Annotated in this window: 11 protein-coding genes; 5 read left to right on the forward strand and 6 right to left on the reverse strand. The window is 68.6% G+C overall.

Annotation, left to right across the window (positions count from 1 at the left end; genetic code table 11):
- The first annotated feature begins 274 nt into the window (after positions 1 to 274).
- Genes MJ605_RS04615 through MJ605_RS04635 form a run of 5 tightly spaced genes read left to right on the forward strand, consistent with a single transcriptional unit; the run spans position 275 to position 10200 of the window.
- Positions 275 to 1417, forward strand: a complete 1143-nt coding sequence (locus tag MJ605_RS04615; protein ID WP_243039865.1) for a GNAT family N-acetyltransferase — start codon at positions 275 to 277, stop codon at positions 1415 to 1417.
- The gene (locus tag MJ605_RS04620) at positions 1414 to 2619 is read left to right on the forward strand and encodes an efflux RND transporter periplasmic adaptor subunit (protein ID WP_243039866.1); all 1206 of its coding nucleotides are present in this window, start codon (positions 1414 to 1416) and stop codon (positions 2617 to 2619) included. Before MJ605_RS04615 ends, MJ605_RS04620 begins: the two co-directional genes overlap by 4 nt.
- Positions 2616 to 5723 (forward strand): efflux RND transporter permease subunit, encoded by a 3108-nt coding sequence (locus MJ605_RS04625; RefSeq protein WP_345779513.1) that lies wholly within the window; start codon positions 2616 to 2618, stop codon positions 5721 to 5723. Before MJ605_RS04620 ends, MJ605_RS04625 begins: the two co-directional genes overlap by 4 nt.
- Positions 5720 to 8836, forward strand: coding sequence for an efflux RND transporter permease subunit (locus tag MJ605_RS04630; protein WP_243039868.1), 3117 nt, complete (start codon positions 5720 to 5722; stop codon positions 8834 to 8836). The genes MJ605_RS04625 and MJ605_RS04630 overlap by 4 nt, the downstream gene beginning before the upstream one ends.
- A complete protein-coding gene (locus MJ605_RS04635; protein WP_243039869.1) occupies positions 8833 to 10200 on the forward strand; it encodes an efflux transporter outer membrane subunit in 1368 nt (455 codons plus the stop codon). The genes MJ605_RS04630 and MJ605_RS04635 overlap by 4 nt, the downstream gene beginning before the upstream one ends.
- A 185-nt stretch (positions 10201 to 10385) precedes the next feature.
- On the opposite strand, the gene MJ605_RS04640 is transcribed toward MJ605_RS04635, so the two are convergent.
- From MJ605_RS04640 to MJ605_RS04665, 6 genes are read right to left on the reverse strand one after another with little or no spacing between them, the layout of a single operon-like run.
- Positions 10386 to 11225 carry a hypothetical protein gene (locus MJ605_RS04640; RefSeq protein WP_243039870.1) on the reverse strand — a complete coding sequence of 280 codons (840 nt, stop codon included), beginning with the start codon at positions 11223 to 11225 and terminating at the stop codon, positions 10386 to 10388.
- The gene (locus MJ605_RS04645) at positions 11222 to 12559 is read right to left on the reverse strand and encodes a lipopolysaccharide biosynthesis protein (RefSeq protein ID WP_243039871.1); all 1338 of its coding nucleotides are present in this window, start codon (positions 12557 to 12559) and stop codon (positions 11222 to 11224) included. The genes MJ605_RS04640 and MJ605_RS04645 overlap by 4 nt, the downstream gene beginning before the upstream one ends.
- 28 nt (positions 12560 to 12587) lie before the next feature.
- A complete protein-coding gene (gene spt / locus MJ605_RS04650; protein WP_243039872.1) occupies positions 12588 to 13772 on the reverse strand; it encodes a serine palmitoyltransferase in 1185 nt (394 codons plus the stop codon).
- A complete protein-coding gene (locus MJ605_RS04655; protein WP_243039873.1) occupies positions 13769 to 14020 on the reverse strand; it encodes an acyl carrier protein in 252 nt (83 codons plus the stop codon). Before MJ605_RS04655 ends, spt begins: the two co-directional genes overlap by 4 nt.
- 13 nt (positions 14021 to 14033) lie before the next feature.
- Entirely contained in the window at positions 14034 to 14999 is a 966-nt protein-coding gene (locus tag MJ605_RS04660; RefSeq protein WP_243039874.1) for an NAD-dependent epimerase/dehydratase family protein, read from the reverse strand.
- Positions 14996 to 16756: a fatty acyl-AMP ligase gene (locus MJ605_RS04665; protein ID WP_279237370.1), complete on the reverse strand. Its 1761-nt coding sequence runs from the start codon at positions 16754 to 16756 to the stop codon at positions 14996 to 14998. The genes MJ605_RS04660 and MJ605_RS04665 overlap by 4 nt, the downstream gene beginning before the upstream one ends.
- Positions 16757 to 16804 lie beyond the last annotated feature (48 nt).

Below are 16804 nucleotides of genomic sequence, written 5' to 3' on the forward strand. Positions count from 1 at the left end.
CATGAGGCGGAAGGAGGTCGCGCACAGGGTGCGCTCCTAACAGAGGGGAATTAGCCTCGCAGGCAGTCCCCTGTTCGGGTCGCAAGGGCGGCTGAGGGGCCTGTCGCGACTTCCTATACCCATGGGTATACCAATTCGCCCCCGCCATCATTACACTTATCTTTCAAATTCCTCGTGGCCGTCCCGCCCCACGATACCGCCGAAGCGACGGATAGCGCCTCGGCGGCATCGTCCGGCGTCGACGTCGTTTCGCTCGATTACCGGACTTCAGAGATTGAATACACCCGCTCCGCTGCGCATCGTTCCGCTTGAAAGCAAGGCGGAACTAGGGAAATTCCTCAAGGTACCCAACGCCATCCTGGGATCGGATCCGAACTGGATTTCGCCGCTGCTGCTGGAACGCCGCCTGCACCTCGGGGCCAAGACCAATCCGTGGTTCCAGCACGCGCGGTGGAAAGGCTGGGTGGCCTATCGCGGCGACCAGCCGGTCGGCCGCATCAGTGCGCAGATCGACTACCTGTACCTGGAACGCTACGAGGATGCGACCGGCTTCTTCGGCATGCTGGACGCCGAGGACAACCCGGAAACCTTCGCCGCGCTGATCGACGCCGCCGAGCAGTGGCTGCGCAGCGAAGGGATCAAGCGCGTGCGCGGGCCGCTCAACCTCTCGATCAACGACGAGGTGGGCCTGCTGGTCGATGGCTTCGATACGCCGCCGGTGTTCATGATGGGCCACGCCAGGCCGTACTACGGCGAGCACATCGAAAGCGCGGGCTATGCGAAGGCCAAGGACGTGCTGGCCTACATGGTCCCACCCGATTTCCCGGCGCCGAAGGTCATGAGCCGCCTGCTGCGCAGCTCCAAGCAGACGGTCCGCGTGCGTCCCCTCGACAATGCCCGTTTCGACGAAGACCTGGCCGTGCTGCGCGAGATCTTCAACGATGCATGGGCCGACAACTGGGGCTTCGTGCCGTTCACCGAGGCGGAGTTCAAGGACCTGGGGCATAGCCTGAAGCTGCTCATCGCGCCGGAGCTGATCCAGATCGCCGAGGTCGATGGCAAGCCCGCCGCCTTCGTCGCGGCGCTGCCCAACGTCAACGAAGTCATCAAGGATTTCAACGGCAAGCTGTTCCCCTTCAACTGGATCAAGCTGCTGTGGGGCCTGAAGAAGCGCTTCCCGAAATCGGCGCGCGTGCCGCTGATGGGCGTGCGCCGCAGCTTCCACAACACGCCGCTCGGCCCCGGCCTGGCATTCCTCGTCATCGATGCCGTGCGACATCACCTGACGGCACGTGGCGTCGAGCAGGTCGAGATGTCGTGGATCCTCGAGGACAACGAGGGCATGCGGAACATCGCCGAGACCATCGGTGGCCGGGACTACAAGCGTTATCGCGTCTACGAGAAGCATCTCTCATGAGCAAGCCATCATCCCGGACTGGTGTCGTGGCGCTGGCCGTCATCCTGCTGGTGGCCGCGTTCTGGTGGGCCGGCCACCGATCGGGGGCGAACGGCCCGGCGGAAGGCCAGCCCGTGGCCGTCGTCACCGCCGTCGCCCGGCAGGGCAGTTTCGCGGTCTCCCGGTCGCAGCCGGGCACGGTGACCCCCGCCAACAGCGTGGTGGTCCGCAGCCGCGTGGACGGTGAGCTGGTCCGCGTCGCCTTCACCGGCGGCCAGCAGGTCAAGCAGGGCGACCTGCTGGCCGAAGTGGACCCACGCCCGTTCCAGGCCCAACTGCAGCTCGCCACCGGCGACCTGGCGCGTAGCCAGGCGCAGCTCGCCAATGCGCAGGAGACGTTGAAGCATTACCAGGCCCTGCTGTCCCAGGATTCGATCTCCCGCCAGCGGGTGGCCGACCAGCAGGCGCTGGTCGCCCAGTATGCCGGCGAGGTGAAATCCGAGCAGGGCCGCATCGACACCGCGAACCTGCAGCTGTCGAATACGCGCATCACCGCGCCGGTCAGCGGCACGGTCGGTTTGCGCCGGGTCGATCCGGGCAACCTCGTCGGCCCCTCCGATGCACGCGGCATCGTGACGGTGACCCAGTCCCAGCCGAGCAAGGTGGTGTTCGCGGTGTCCGTGCAGGATGCGCCCCACGTGCTGGAACGGTTGCGCGGCGGCACCTGCATTCCGGTCACCGTCTACGGCGACGATCCCGATCGTCCGCTGGCCACCGGCCGGCTGCTGGCCGCCAACAACGAAGTCGATCCGGCCACGGGAACGGTCAAGCTCGAGGCGCAGTTCGCGAACGCCAATGGCGAGCTGCTGCCCAACCAGTTCGTGACCGCGAAGCTTCCCGTGGAAGTCTTGCCGGCTGCCACGCTGGTGCCCACGGCCGCCGTCCAGCAGGGCGCCCAGGGCGCGTTCGTCTACGTGGTCGGCGATGACAAGGTCGCGGCCGCCGTGCCGGTCGAGCTGGGGCCCGGTAACGCGGATGCCACGGTCATCCGCGCGGGGCTGGCCCCGGGCGCGCGGGTGGTCGTGCAGGGTGCCGACCGGCTGCGTGCGGGCACCACGGTCAACGCGACGGCGGCACCGGCGGCACCGGCCGCGACGCCAGCAGCCGCAACGGCATGCCCAGGCGAGGCCGTCGCTACCTCCGCATCGTCCGTTCGACCGTGAGTCCTTCCCGCCTCTTTATCCTGAGGCCGGTGGCGACGTCGCTGCTGGCCCTGGCGGTGCTCCTGGTGGGCTTGTTCGGCTATCGCTTCCTGTCGGTCTCCGCGCTGCCCGAGGTGGATTTCCCGACCATCGAAGTGGTCACCGCCTATCCCGGGGCGGGACCGCAGGTGGTCGCCTCGTCGATCACCGCGCCACTGGAACGCCAGCTCGGACAGATGCCGGGCCTGAGCCAGATGGCCTCGACGAGTGCCGTCGGCACGTCGACGATCACCCTGCGCTTCAACCTCTCGCTGCCGCTCGACGTGGCCGAGCAGGAAGTGCAGGCGGCGATCAACGCCGTGGCGCCTTCGCTGCCGCCGGACATGTCCCAGCCGCCGATTTACCGCAAGGTGAATCCCGCGGATGCACCGGTGATGACGCTGGCGCTGACCTCGCGCACCTTGCCGCTGCGCACGCTTCGCGAACTGGCCGATACGCGCCTCGTGCCCAAGCTCTCGCAGGTAGCGGGCGTGGGTCTGGTGAGCATCGATGGCGGCCAGCAGCCGGCGATCGTCGTGCAGGCCGATCCTTCCCGGCTCCACTCGCTGGGCCTGACCCTGGATGACCTGCGCACGGCGATTCGCGACGCGAACTCGAACCAGGCGAAGGGGGCGATCGAGGGGCCGGAGCGAATTTCCAACATTGCGCTCAATCACCCGGCCGACAACGTGGAAGGGTTGCGCGACCTGGTCGTCAGCCATCGCGACGGCGCGGTGACGCGGCTGGGCGACGTTGCCCATGTCAAGGATGGCGTCGAGAACACGCGCCAGGCGGCGTGGTCGGACGAGGCGCCGGCCATCGTCCTGCGCATTCGCCGCCAGCCCGGCGCCAACGTGGTCGACGTGGTCGACCGCATCCGCGCGGTGCTGCCACAGCTGCATGCGACGCTTCCCGCCGCCGTCGACGTCGCCACCATCACCGACCGTACCGAAACGGTGCGCGCCGCCGTGCGCGACGTGCAGGTCGAGCTGCTGTTCGCCATCGCGCTGGTCGTGCTGGTGATCTACCTGTTCCTCGGCAGCGGCACGGCCACGGTGATCCCGGGCGTGGTGGTCCCGCTGTCGCTGGTCGGCACGTTCGCGGTGATGTACCTGGCCGGTTTCTCGATCAACAACCTGACCCTGATGGCGCTGATCGTGGCGACCGGGTTCATGGTCGACGATGCGATCGTGATGATCGAGAACATCTCGCGCCATATCGAGGCGGGCGAAACGCCGCTGGACGCGGCGCTGAAGGGTGCGCGCCAGATCGCCTTTACGGTGGTGTCGCTGACCGTATCGCTGGTCGCCGTGCTCATCCCGCTGCTGTTCATGGGGGGCCTGGTCGGGCGCCTGTTCCGCGAGTTCGCGGTGACGCTGGCGGTGGCGATCCTGATCTCGTGCGTGGTGTCGCTCACGCTGACGCCGATGATGTGCGCACGCATGCTGCGCCGCGTGCCGGGAGCGAAGCAGGGACGTATCGCGCGCGATGGCAAGGCCTGGCTCGATGACGTGCTCGCGCGCTATGCGCGCGGACTGGAGTGGGTGCTGGCGCGGCAGGCCGGCGTGCTTGTCGCCGTGGCCGCGATGGCGGTGCTGGCGATCGGCCTCTACGTGGCGATGCCGCGCGGACTGTTCCCGGTGCAGGATTCCGGCGATATCCAGGGCATCACCGAGGCTTCGCCCACTGTGTCCTTTGCGGCGATGAGCCGCCACCAGCAGGCACTGACGCAGGCGATCCTGCGCGATCCCGCGGTCGCCGGCGTCGCCTCCTTCATCGGTGGGGAAGGCGGCGCCGCGGCGCTCAACACCGGGCAGGTGCTCATCCACCTGAAGCCGCTCGCCCAGCGTGACCGCGTGCCCACGGTGATGGCTCGCATCGCCGACGCGGCAAGCAAGGTGGATGGCATCACGCTGCATATGCAGCCGGTGCCGGATCTCACTATCGACGACCGCATGAGCCGCGGCCAATACCAGTTTTCGCTCGAGAATGCCGATGCCGCGCAGCTTGCCCAGGCGGTGCCGCGCATCGTCGAGCCCTTGCGCGGCGTGCGCGGCCTTGCCGGCGTGACCAGCGACCAGGACGATCTCGGCCTGGAGGCTTATGTCCAGGTCGACCATGACCTGGCGAGCCGGTATGGCATTACCTCGGTGGCGGTGGGCGACGCGCTGTACGATGCGTTCGGCCAGCGCCAGGTGAGCACCTTGCTCTCCCTGGCCAATCCGCGACGGGTCATCCTCGGAGCGCTTCCGAATGCCGAGGACACCGCCGGGGCGATCCGCGGCATCTATCTCGCCGGCCAGGACGACGCGGGGAAGGGCGCGGCCGGCTCGGCCGATGCTTCGAGTCCACTGGTCCCGCTTTCGTCGATCGCCCACGTGAGCGAACGTACCGCGCCGCTGGTCGTTACCCGCCTGGATCAGCTGCCGGCCGCCACGGTGTCGTTCAATCTCGCCCCGGGCACGGCGCTGGATGGTGCGATGGCCACGGTGGAGAAGGTGCGCAAGGAACTCAACCTGCCGGCGAGCACGCAACTGCGCTGGGAGGGTGCCGCGGCGGCGTTCCAGGTCTCGCGCGAAGGCCAGCCGTGGCTGATCCTCGCGACGCTTATCACGGTGTACATCGTGCTGGGTGTGCTCTACGAGAGCTTCATCCATCCTTTGACGATACTTTCCACGCTGCCGTCGGCGGGCATCGGCGCCTTGCTCGCGTTGCTGGTGGGCGGTTTCGAGCTCGACGTGATCTCGCTGATCGGCATCATCCTGTTGATCGGCATCGTGCAGAAGAACGCGATCATGCTGATCGACTTCGCGATCGATGCGCAGCGCCGGCAGGGGCTCGCGCCGCGCGATGCGATCGTGCAGGCCAGCCTGCTGCGGTTCCGCCCGATCATCATGACGACCCTGGCCGCCATGCTGGGCGCGCTGCCGCTGATGCTCGGCGGCGGCATGGGCGCGGAGCTGCGCCATCCGCTGGGTGTGGGCATCTTCTGGGGCCTGCTGGTGAGCCAACTGCTGACCCTGTTCACCACCCCAGTCATCTACCTTGCCTTCGAGCGCGTGCTGCGCATGGGACGCCGGGCATGAACCTGTCCCGGCTGTTCATCGATCGACCGGTGGCGACGACGCTGCTGTGCCTTGGTCTGGTGATCGCCGGGGCCTTTACGTGGCGCCTGCTGCCCATCGCCTCCATGCCCGAGGTGAACGTGCCGACCATCAAGGTCTCGGCCGCGCTCCCAGGCGCGAGTCCGGAAACCATGGTGTCGGCGGTGGCGACGCCGCTAGAGCGGTCGCTCGGACGCATCGCCGGCCTCACCGAGATGACCTCGGTGAACACCGCCGGGCAGACCGATATCCGGCTCACCTTCGATCTCTCGCGCAATACCGCCGGTGCGGCCCGCGACGTCCAGGGCGCCATCAATGCCGCGCGCAGCGACCTGCCGTCCGACCTCGCCGGCAGTCCGAGCTATCGCGAAGTCAGTTCGGCCGACGCCCCCGTGCTGGTGCTGGCGCTGACCTCGCGGCACGCGACACCGGGGCAGATGTACGAGGTCGCCTCCACCACCTTCAGCCAGACGCTGGCGCAGGTCGATGGCGTGGGAGATGTCGAACTCGTCGGCGGTTCCGTGCCGGCGTTCCGCGTCGCGCTGGATCCGCAGGCCCTGAGCCAGCGCGGCATCGGCTTGGAGGACGTGCGCCATGCGCTGGCCGCCGCCGTCTCCAACCAGCCGACGGGCGTGGTGGAGGTGGGCGACCGTGCCTTGCAGGTCGCGATCAACGGCCAGCTGGATTCGGTCCAGGCGTTCCAGTCGCTGGTCGTGGCCCATCGCGACGGCGCGGTGGTGCGGCTGGGCGAGGTGGGGCGCGTGACCGCGGGCATGCGCGATCCGCATACCACCGCGCTGGCCAACGGCGAGCCCGCGGTGCTCGCGCTGGTGCGGCACAAGCCGGGTTCCAACACCATCGCGGTCATCGATGGGGTCATGCAGCGCCTGCCGGTGCTCCGCGCCTCGCTGCCCGGCGACATGCGCGTGAGCGTCATCGTCGACCGGGCCACCACGGTACGCGCCTCGCTGCGCGCGGCCGAACACACGCTCATCCTCGCAGTGGTGCTGGTGGTCGTGGTGATGCTGCTGTTCCTGCGCGACTGGCGGGCCGCGCTCATCGCGAGCGCGGTGGCGCCCATCGCGATGCTGGGCGCCATGATCGTGATGAAGGCGCTGGGCTACAGCCTGGATATCCTCTCGCTGATGGCGCTGACCATCGCCGTCGGCTTCGCCGTCGATGACGCCGTGGTGGTCGTGGAGAACATCGCGCGGCACCTCGAGGCCGGGCTGCCGCCGCGCGAGGCGGCACGGGGGGGCGCAGGCGAGGTGGGCCTCACCGTCGTGTCCATGAGCGCCGTGCTCATCGCGGTCTTCCTGCCGCTGCTGCTGATGGGCGGCTACGTCGGGCTGTTCGTGCGCGAGTTCGCGGTCACGCTGGCGACCGTGATCGTGATCTCCCTGATGGTGTCGTTGACCGTCGTGCCGATGTGGTGCGCCCAGTGGCTGCGCCCGGCCCGGGCAACCCGCATGCATGGCCGCGTCTACCAATGGAGCGAGCGCGGGCTGGCGCGCCTGCAGCGGGGCTACGACAAGACCCTGATCTGGGCGCTCCGCCATGCGCCACTGACGATGCTGTCGCTGCTGGGCGTGCTGTGCCTCAGCGTGGTCCTGTACATCGTGGTCCCCAAGGGCTTCTTCCCGCGCCAGGACACGGGCGAGCTGACCGGCGATTTCGATGCCGGCGGAAGCACCGCCTTTCCGCTGGCCAAGGCTCGCCTGGCCGAGTTCATCGACACGGTGCGCGCCGATCCCGCCGTGGCCTCGGTCGCCGGATACCTGGAACAGAACGACGGCTCCCTGTTCGTGACCCTCAAGCCGTTTTCCGAGCGGACGGCGACGGCCGACGACGTGGCCGCCCGGCTGAATGCACAGTTGGCGACCCAGCCCGGCGGCGTATTCACCGTGACGTCGGTGCAGAACATTCGCGTGGGCGGCCGACGCAGCCGCTCGTCCAACGAATTCACCCTGCAGGCCGATTCGCCGGCGCTACTGCGCGAATGGACGCCGCGCGTGGTGCAGGCGATGCTCGCGCTGCCCGAGCTGCGCAACGTGCACGGCAATGCAGGCAATATCGGTACGGCCACGTCACTGGATGTCGATCGCGATACGGCCGCCCAGTTTGGCGTAGCCTACGCCCGCATCGACGGCGTCCTGCGCGACGCCTTCGCCGACCGTCGCGTCACGACGGTATTCACGCCCGCCAGCCAGATCCCGGTCGTGATGGGCGTGGCCGCGGAGCAGGCTCCATCCGCGCAGGCGTTCGACCGCCTCACCGTACCTGCCGCCGGTGGCGGCAGCGTGCCGTTGCCGGCGCTGGGCCATATGCGCCAGTTCGATACGCCACTCGACATCGCGCACTATGGGCAATCGGTGGCGGCCACGATCTCGTTCGATCGCGCGCCGGGTGTCTCGCTCGCGCAGGCGTCCCAGTTGATCGAGCGGGCGATGCGCCAGCTCGCCGTGCCGACCTCGGTCCGGGGCAGCTTCCAGGGTTCCGCTGGCGCGGCCCGCCAGGTCGCCGACAGCGAACCGGCCTTGATCCTGGCGGCCTTCCTGACCCTGTTCATCGTGCTGGGCATCCTCTACGAGAGCTGCGTGCATCCGCTGACCATCCTGTCCACGCTGCCTTCCGCCGCCGTGGGGGCGGTGTTCGCGCTGATGCTGTTCCGAACGGACCTGGACGTGATCGCGCTGGTGGGCATCTTCGCCCTCGTCGGCATCGTGATGAAGAACGCGATCATGATGGTGGACTTCGCCCTTGCGGCCGCCCGCGAAGGGCGCATGACGCCGCTGGAGGCGATCCGCGAGGCGTGCCGGCTGCGCTTCCGTCCCATCCTCATGACCTCGCTGGCGGTGATGGTCGCCGCGGTGCCGCTCGCGGTATCGCGCGGCAATGGCGCCGAGATGCACCAGCCGCTGGGCATCGCGATGGGCGGTGGCCTGGTCCTCAGCCAGGTGTTGACGCTGTACACGACCCCGGTTGTGTACCTTTATCTTGATCGTTTCAGCAGGTGGACAAGCCAATGGCTGCAGAGCTTCGGGACCCGGCGCGACGCGGGGTGGTCGACCGATGGCGAGGGACCGCTCGCATGACCGTGCTGCCCGTGAATTCGCTGCTGCGCACGTTGGCGGTGGCCGGCGTCACGGTTGCCCTCGCCGCATGCGCCGAGGTGGGGCCGGACTATGTCCGGCCGGCCGCGCCGACGCCGGCGGCGTACAAGGAAACCGCCGGGCCGGATGCGCAGGCCACGGCGTTGCCGGCGGGCAAGTGGTGGTCCATCTACGGCGATGCCGCCCTGGACGAGCTCGTCTCGCAAGTCCAGGTGAACAACCAGTCGCTGGCCGCCTCGGCCGCGCGCGTGCGCGAGGCCCAGGCGCTGCTCAAGGCGGCCGGGGGCGCCGCGTACCCGTCGATCGGCCTCGGTTCGCTCAAGTCGGGCCGCCGCAACGAAAACGACTTCGGCCTGGGCGTCAGCTGGGAACTCGATCTGTGGGGCCGCATCCGACGCGACGTCGAGGCGCACCGGGCCTCCGCCCAGGCCAGCGAGGCGGATCTCGCCGCCGCCACGCTATCGATGCAGGCGCGGCTGGTGCAGAGCTACTTCGCCCTGCGCGAGGACGATGCGACGATCGCCTTGCTGGAACGCGCGGCGGACGTGGGCACGCGTTGGCACCAGATGGTCCAAAACCAGTACGCGCAGGGACAGGCTTCCAGCGCCAACGTGGCCGATGCCCTGATGCGCGCCAGCAGCGCGCAACTGCAGCTGGCCGATACGAAGAGCGCCCGCGCGCAGCTCGAACACGCGATCGCGGTGATGCTCGGCAAACCGCCGGCGGAGTTCTCGATCGCGCCCGCGCCGTTCGACGTGAACGTGCCGGTCATCCCCGCCAGCCTGCCGGCGACGCTCCTGGAGCGCCGTCCGGACGTGGTCGCCAGCGAGCGCCGCATGGCCGCCGCCAGCGCCCGTATCGGCGTGGCCAAGGCCGACACCCTGCCGTCGATCGACCTGGTCGCGGGTCTCGGTGTGCGCCGTGGCCCGACTGGCACCGTGGATGCCCACGCGCCGCTGTTCGCGGGCGGCCGCCTGGAGGCCGGGGTGGAGAACGCCGACGCGGGCTACAGCGAGGCCGTGGCCAACTACCGGCAGACGGTGCTCGACGCTTACCGCGAGGTGGAGGATGGCCTCATCGCGACCCGCACCCTGGCCGATGCCGCGCCGCTGCATGCCGATGCCGCGAAGGCAGCCACCGAATCCGACCGCGTGATACAGAACCAGTACCGAGAAGGCGTCGCCGACTACCCCGCCGTGGTGGATGCGGCGAACGCCGCGCTCAATGCGGTCCGGGGCGACCTGGACCTGCGGCGCCGTCGCCTGGATGCCAGCGTGGATCTCATCGTCGCGCTCGGCGGCGGCTGGCAGCCCGAAGCCGGCAAGGACGCGACCGCCGAACGCTGAGGTGCTGGTCCAGGACCATCGCGTGGTGGAGTTGAGTATCCCCCTGCGGTTGGGGGCAGGCCCTGCAGGAGCGCATCCTGTGCGCGACCGCCTTTCGCCTCAGTCTTCGGCGTCATCCCGGCGCAGGTTGGCCCCGGTCCCGCCGGGAGAGAGGGTGAAGGTACGGGCTTGCGAACGCCAGGCTCTTAAAGCGGGTAGTGCGCGATGAGGGTTTCCAGACGGATGCGCGTCTGCGTCGCCAGTGGCGTCGGCGTGCGGTAATCGCGCCGGCCCGAGATCGAATCGGCCACCATCTCGTCGTGCCGGTAGCCCATGAGTCCGTTGATCGCAGCCAGGAAGCGCGACATCCGGTAAGCGTGCTCGTCGGGGCCGAACGAACGGACGGTGTCGTAGTACGACACCTGCATGCTGATGATCTTGCGGATCGTGTGGAACTGGTGGCCGGCGAACATGGTGCGTGCCATCGCCTTTTTCAGGCGGCCGATCTCGGCGCGCTGGTGGGCGATGAAGCCAGCCTCGTCGTCCAGTTCGATATCGATGAGGCCGCGATGGACCATCCGCCAGACCGGCCTGGACAGCAAGAGCTTCAGCGTAAGGCCCTGGCGCACGACCGCGCTGTGCTGCCCGCTGCGAAAGGCGTCCTGCAGGTGGCCCATCACACGAGTGGTCAGGTCGAACAGGAAGCCCGAACGGTGCCGCTTGCCGTAGAGCCGCTGGGCGAAGCGAAGGTGCTTGTAGCGCGCGCGGATGTACTTGTACTGGAGCCGCTCGTCGGCGCTGAGGCCCTCGTTGCGCAGCAGCTTTTCGACCAGTTGCATCAGCTCCTCGCGCGTCACGCCATCTTCCCAGAACTGCAGGCAGAGGGCGTAGCAGCGTCCGATCCACTCGTCGGGGCATCCCAGCACGATGGGGTCGGGCAGGGCGACGTGGGCGTCGACCACATCGTCGGTATCGACGGCGTCGAACAGTCGCCGGAGAATCTCCTTCGGGAATCGCGGCCAGCGCAGGCCACCCATGCCGTTCATGGCTTCGCTTCCTCGGGCGCGTAGAACGTGAGCGTGTGCCGATGGCGATAGGCGGCAACGGTCGGGATCAGCGAGAACAGCGCCTCGAGGCACTGGCCACCGAAATAGGCCGCCGCCGCGCCCATGATGCCAAAGGCATGGCTGAGCCCGATGAGCAGCCCCACGTACAGCACGGCCGCCAGGGCCTGGGCGACCAGCGCGGCGCGCTGGCGGCTGGCGATGTAGAGCAGCGATTCCAGCGGGAACCCGGCCATGGAGACAACCAGCGCGGCGCACATCACCTGCAGCAGGTCGTAGGCCTCCAGGTACTGCTTTCCGAAGACGGAGCCGATGAGGGGCTTGCCGACAGCGATGACCAGCAGGGCGACCAGTACCCCCAGGCCGCCAGCCAGCAGCGCGGCGCGCAGCCCCAGCTTCCATGGGCGGTCACTGGCCGGATCGAGCCGGCGGATCTCCGGGTAGAAACTCTTCTGCATCAGCGAGGCCGGGGTGCCGGCGGCGTCGAAGAAGGTCAGCGCGACCTTGAACACGCCGGCCGCGGCGGGGCCCAGCACGATGCCCACGAGCACGTTGCTGCCGGCGTTGCGCGCCGACCAGATGGAGTGGGCGAAATTGGTGGTCCAGACGAAATTCCAGGCGCCCTTGATGCGCCGGGCCGCGCTGACCAGCCGCGGCCGCAGCGCGTCGCCGATCGACTGCTGGCGCAGTTCGCGCGCGGCGAACCACCACAGTGCCGCGTCGCCCGCCAGGCTGGAGACGTACCAGGTGGCGATGAAGCCGGGAAAGCCGAGATGGCCGACATAGGCGATCACGCTGCCGATGGCGCGAAGGAACGGGGTGATCGCCTGTTGCACGGCGATCAGGTCGAAGCGATCGATCGCGCGCAGGATGCCGGTGGGCGTCGCGGCGGTCATCGTCGGGATCAGGGTGCAGTAGCCCAGCGCCCACCAGAAATCCGTGGGCGGGATGCCGACCGCATGCCCGAGCAGGGGCAGCAGGATCATGCCGCCGACCAGCGCGATGGCGCCGCTCGCCAGGTCGAGGCCGAAGGAAAAGCCGACGACGTCGCGGAAGCGGTTGAGGTCGTTGTGCGCCAGGGCGGGCGTGCCGAACTGGACCACGAATTGCCAGGTCTGGAACTTGGCGAAGTCGCTCACGCTCTTGGCGTAGGCCTGGACGACGACGAGTACGCCGAACAGGGCCGGATGCATGGCGCGGCCGGCGCAGGCGAGCGCCAGCAAACCGAGCAGCGCGCCGACCACGTTGCTCGAGCCGAGGTAAGAGGCGTTGCGCACGATGGCGCGGAATGCGCCATCGGAAAACCAGTGTTTCATCGTCGAAGAGCGGTGAGAGGCATGGCCATTACACCCTCGCGCCCGGCCAGCTGGCAAACGCCGCGCAAATGGCGTCGACCTGCTCCGGCGTGTGGGCGGCGCTGACGCTGCAGCGGAGCAGCGATTCGTTGCCCGGGGTGGCCGGTGGGACCATCACGTTCACATAGACGCCCTGCTTGAGCAGGTGATGCCAGAAACGCAGCGCTTCCACCTTCTCGCCCGCGAGCACGGCCACGACCGCGTTGGCCGGCGCGCCCAGGCGAAAGCCCAGCGCGGCCAGGCCGGCGTGCAGGCGTGCCGCGTTTTCGCGGATGCGCAGGCGCAGGTCGTCCGCCGCGGCGAGCTTGCGCAATGCCGTGCGGGTGGCGGCGATCGTCGCCGGTGGCAGCGAAGCCGTGAATACGTAGGGGCGGCTGGCGTAGCGCAGCACTTCCATCTCGTCCGAGTCGCCCACGCAGAAACCGCCGGTGTTGCCCAGGCTCTTGCTGAAGGTGCCGACGACGTAGTCGATGTCGCCGAGGACGCCCATCTCTTCGCAGAGGCCGCGGCCCTTCTCGCCGAGCACGCCCATGGAATGGGCTTCGTCCACGAGCAGCGTCGCGCCGAATGCCTTCTTGACCTCGACGAACTCGCGCAGTGGCGCGCGATCGCCGAGCATGCTGTAGACGCCTTCCACGACGATCAGGGCATGGGACGCCTCGGCACCGAGTCGGCCCATGCGCTTGGCCAGGTCGTTCGGGTCGTTGTGGCGGAAGCGAATGGTGTTCGCGCCGCTCAGGTTGCATCCGTCATAGATGCTCGCGTGGCTGTCGGCATCGATCATCACCGTGTCGCCGGGGCCGGCCAGGGCCGAGATCATGCCGAGGTTGGCCTGGTAGCCGGTGGAGAACACGATAGCGTCGCGTTTGCCGTAGAAGCGCGCCAGGTCCAGCTCCAGCTCGCGGTGCGCGGCATAGCTGCCGTTGGCCATGCGCGAGCCAGTGGTGCCCGTGCCCGCGCTTTCCAGCGCGTCCCGCGCCGCGGCGATGCAGTCGGGGTCGAAGGTCAGGCCGAGATAGTTGTTGGTGCCGGCCAGGATGGTCCGGCGGCCCTGGATCAGGCCTTCGGTCGGGGACAGGATCTCGTCGATCTGGATCCCGAAGGGATCGATGCCGAGCGTCGCCAGTTCCTGGCGTACCGCCCGTACCGCCAGGAGCCGGGGGTTCTCTTTCATGCGTCGTTGCCTACGTGTTTCTGGATCAGCGACGCGAGGTCGCCCACGGTCTTGATGTCGGCCAGGGTGTTCAGCGGTACCGAGATCTCGTAATGGTCCTCGACGTCCGTGATGAGATCCATCACCTTGAGCGAATCGAGCGCCAGTTCCCCCGTCAGCCCGGTATTCGCGGTGATGTGCGCCACGCGGCCTTCGGCGTAGGGCTCCACCAGCTTGATCAGTTGTGCAACGACGTCTTGGTGAGTCATAGGGGTATTCCGTTCAATGCGGCAGGGGTTTGCCGAGCGTCTGGGCCAGGCCTTCGCGGAAACCGAAGGCGGGCCGCCAGCCGGTGGCTTGTACGAAGGCCGTGTTGTCGGACACCCAGTCGGCATGCGTGATCTCGCGCACCTTGCCGGGGGTCAGCATCGGCGCATAGCCGAAGAGGCGCGCGCACAGCCGGTTCATGCCGGCCACCGCGCGCAACACGGGCACGGGAATCCGCAGGCGGCGGATGGGCGCGCCATTGCGCAGCACCTGGGCCGCCGTGGCCAGCACGGTATCCCAGTCGTAGCCCCGCGCATGGCCATCATCCAGCTCGTAGATCGCGCCGCTCCGGTCGCTGGCGCCGAGCCACGCGACGACGGCCGACGCCAGGTCGGCGACGTGGATGAGCGAGAAGCGACCGTTGCCCGAGCCCGGAATCGCCGCCACGCCGCGCGCCATGCCCTGGAAGAGCGGGAGCATCTCGCGGTCGCCCGGGCCGTACACGGCGGGTGGGCGTATCGCCGCCCACGTGAGCCGGCCCGCGCGCGCGGCCAGGGCGCGCTCGCCCAGGTGCTTGCTGCGCGAGTAGTCGGACAGCGCCGGCTCGCGCGCGGCCAGGGATGAGATCAACAGGAACCGCCGGCATGCGGGCTCGCGCAGCGCGGCATCGACGGTATGGATCACGCCTTGTTCGTTGACGCGGTCGAAGTCGGCGCGCGTCGCGCCACGAACGCTGCCGGCACAGTGGATGACGGCCTCGGCGCCCTGCATGACCGCGGCGAGCGCGGCCTGGTCGTCGAGATCGCCGGCGATCCACTGTAGGCCCGGCGCGCTCCGCATCACTCGCCCGCGCCGCGGCCGGTACAAGGCCTGGACGCGGTATCCCGCGCGCACGAGGTGCTCGCTGAGCGCGGCGCCGATGAAGCCGGTGGCGCCGGTCAACGCAACGACCGGCCTCCCGGCGTCCAGCCCGTCGCTCATCGCGAACCCGCGACCCGAAGGACCTGCTCCTGGGCCTGGCGTTCCAGGTAGCCCTTGCGCGTGGCCGAGCGGGAAAGCTTGCCCGAGGAGGTGCGCGGCAACGTATGGCGCGGCACCAGCTCGATCAGGCAGTCGACGCCGAGTTCCTCCAGCAGTTCGCGGCGGATGCGCTGGACCAGCGCGACGCGAACCGCTGTGTCGTCGGTATTGCACTGGACCACGACCACCGCGATTTCCGCGCCCGTGGGGCCGGGCACGCTGAACGCGGAGGCATCCTGCGAGCGCAGCTCGGGCTGCCGCTCGACGATGCGCTCGATTTCCTGCGGCCAGATGTTGCGGCCGTTGACGATGATCATGTCCTTGTGGCGGCCGGTGATCACGACCTCGCCATCGACGAGGTAACCGATATCGCCCGTGTCCAACCAGCCATCGCCGTCGAGGACGTCCGCGGTCAGCTCGGGCTGCTCGTAATAGCCCGACATCACGCTCGGTCCGCGCACGAGGATCTTGCCGATGCGGCGATCTGCCAGCACGTGGCCGGCATCGTCGCGGATCTGCAGTTCGTGTTCCGGGAGCACCGGGCCGCAGCGCACGAACGCCGTGCCCTGGCCCTCGGCCACCGGCGTCGCGCGCAGGTGGTCGGAAAGGTCCGCCGGATCGATCCAGTCGACCAGCATGCCCTTGCCCAGCGGCGAGAAGCTCACCGCCAGCGCCGCCTCGGCCATGCCGTACGACGGCACGAACGCCTTCGCGTCGAACCCGGCCGGCGCGAGCAGCTCGGCGAACTTGTTGGCCACGTCCGGGTGGATGGGCTCCGCGCCGATGCCGGCGATGCGCCAGTGCGAGAGGTCGTACGAAGCGATGTCGCCGGGGCGCACGCGGCGCGCGCACATGTCGTAGCCGAACGGCGGGCTGTAGGCGATGGTCGCCTTCGACTGGCTCATCAGTTCCAGCCAGCGGCGCGGACGCATCGCGAACTCGCGGGTGTCCAGGTAATCGATCGAGCGCTGGCCCCCCATCACGGTCAGCAGGCAACCGACCAGGCCCATGTCGTGATAGAACGGCAGCCACGAGACGAAGCGGTCGTCCTCGCGCAATACCAGGCCGTGGTTGATCGAGCCGCGCAGGTTGGCAAGCAGCGCGCGTTCGGTGATTACCGCCGCCTTCGGCGCGCCGGTGCTGCCCGAGGTGAACTGGAGGTAGGCGACCTCGTCAGGGCCGATCGGCTCCAACGGCGCGGATTGCGCGGGCAGCCCGTCGAACGCCGATGGCTCGCCCCACATCAGCACGCGCAGTCCGCGCACCGCTTCCTCGAGGAAGCCCTGGAACGATTCCGAGGCCACGGCCACGGCGGCATCGCATGCCTGCAGCATGCCGTGCAGCTTTTTCACGAACGCGTCATGCCCGCCCAGGTTAACTGCCGAGGGTATCGCCACGGGCACCAGGCCCATGTACTGGCATGCGAAGAAGAAGCGCAGGAAGTCGGGGCTGGTCTCCGCGACGATGGCAACGCGAGCGCCACGCGGCAGCTCCAGCGATGCCAGGCGCTGCGCGAGGTCGATGGCCTGCGTTCGCAAGGTTGCATAGGGCAGGGCGGTGACGAGCTTGCCGCCGGCGTAGAAATTTGCCCCGGTCGCACCCGTCGCCGCGTAGTCGAGCACTTCCGCCAAGGTGGCGAAGTCCGCGCGGCGCAAAGGTACGGTATTGATGGTGGGCGTGGGTGATCCAGTCCGAGAAATGCTTCCGTCTGCGCTCATTATTCTTACCGCTGTTTGACGCGAAGTTCGCGTCAGTGGGGGCAGCAC

Origin of the sequence: Dyella sedimenti, assembly GCF_022760995.1 — a bacterium.
GTDB lineage: Bacteria > Pseudomonadota > Gammaproteobacteria > Xanthomonadales > Rhodanobacteraceae > Dyella > Dyella sedimenti.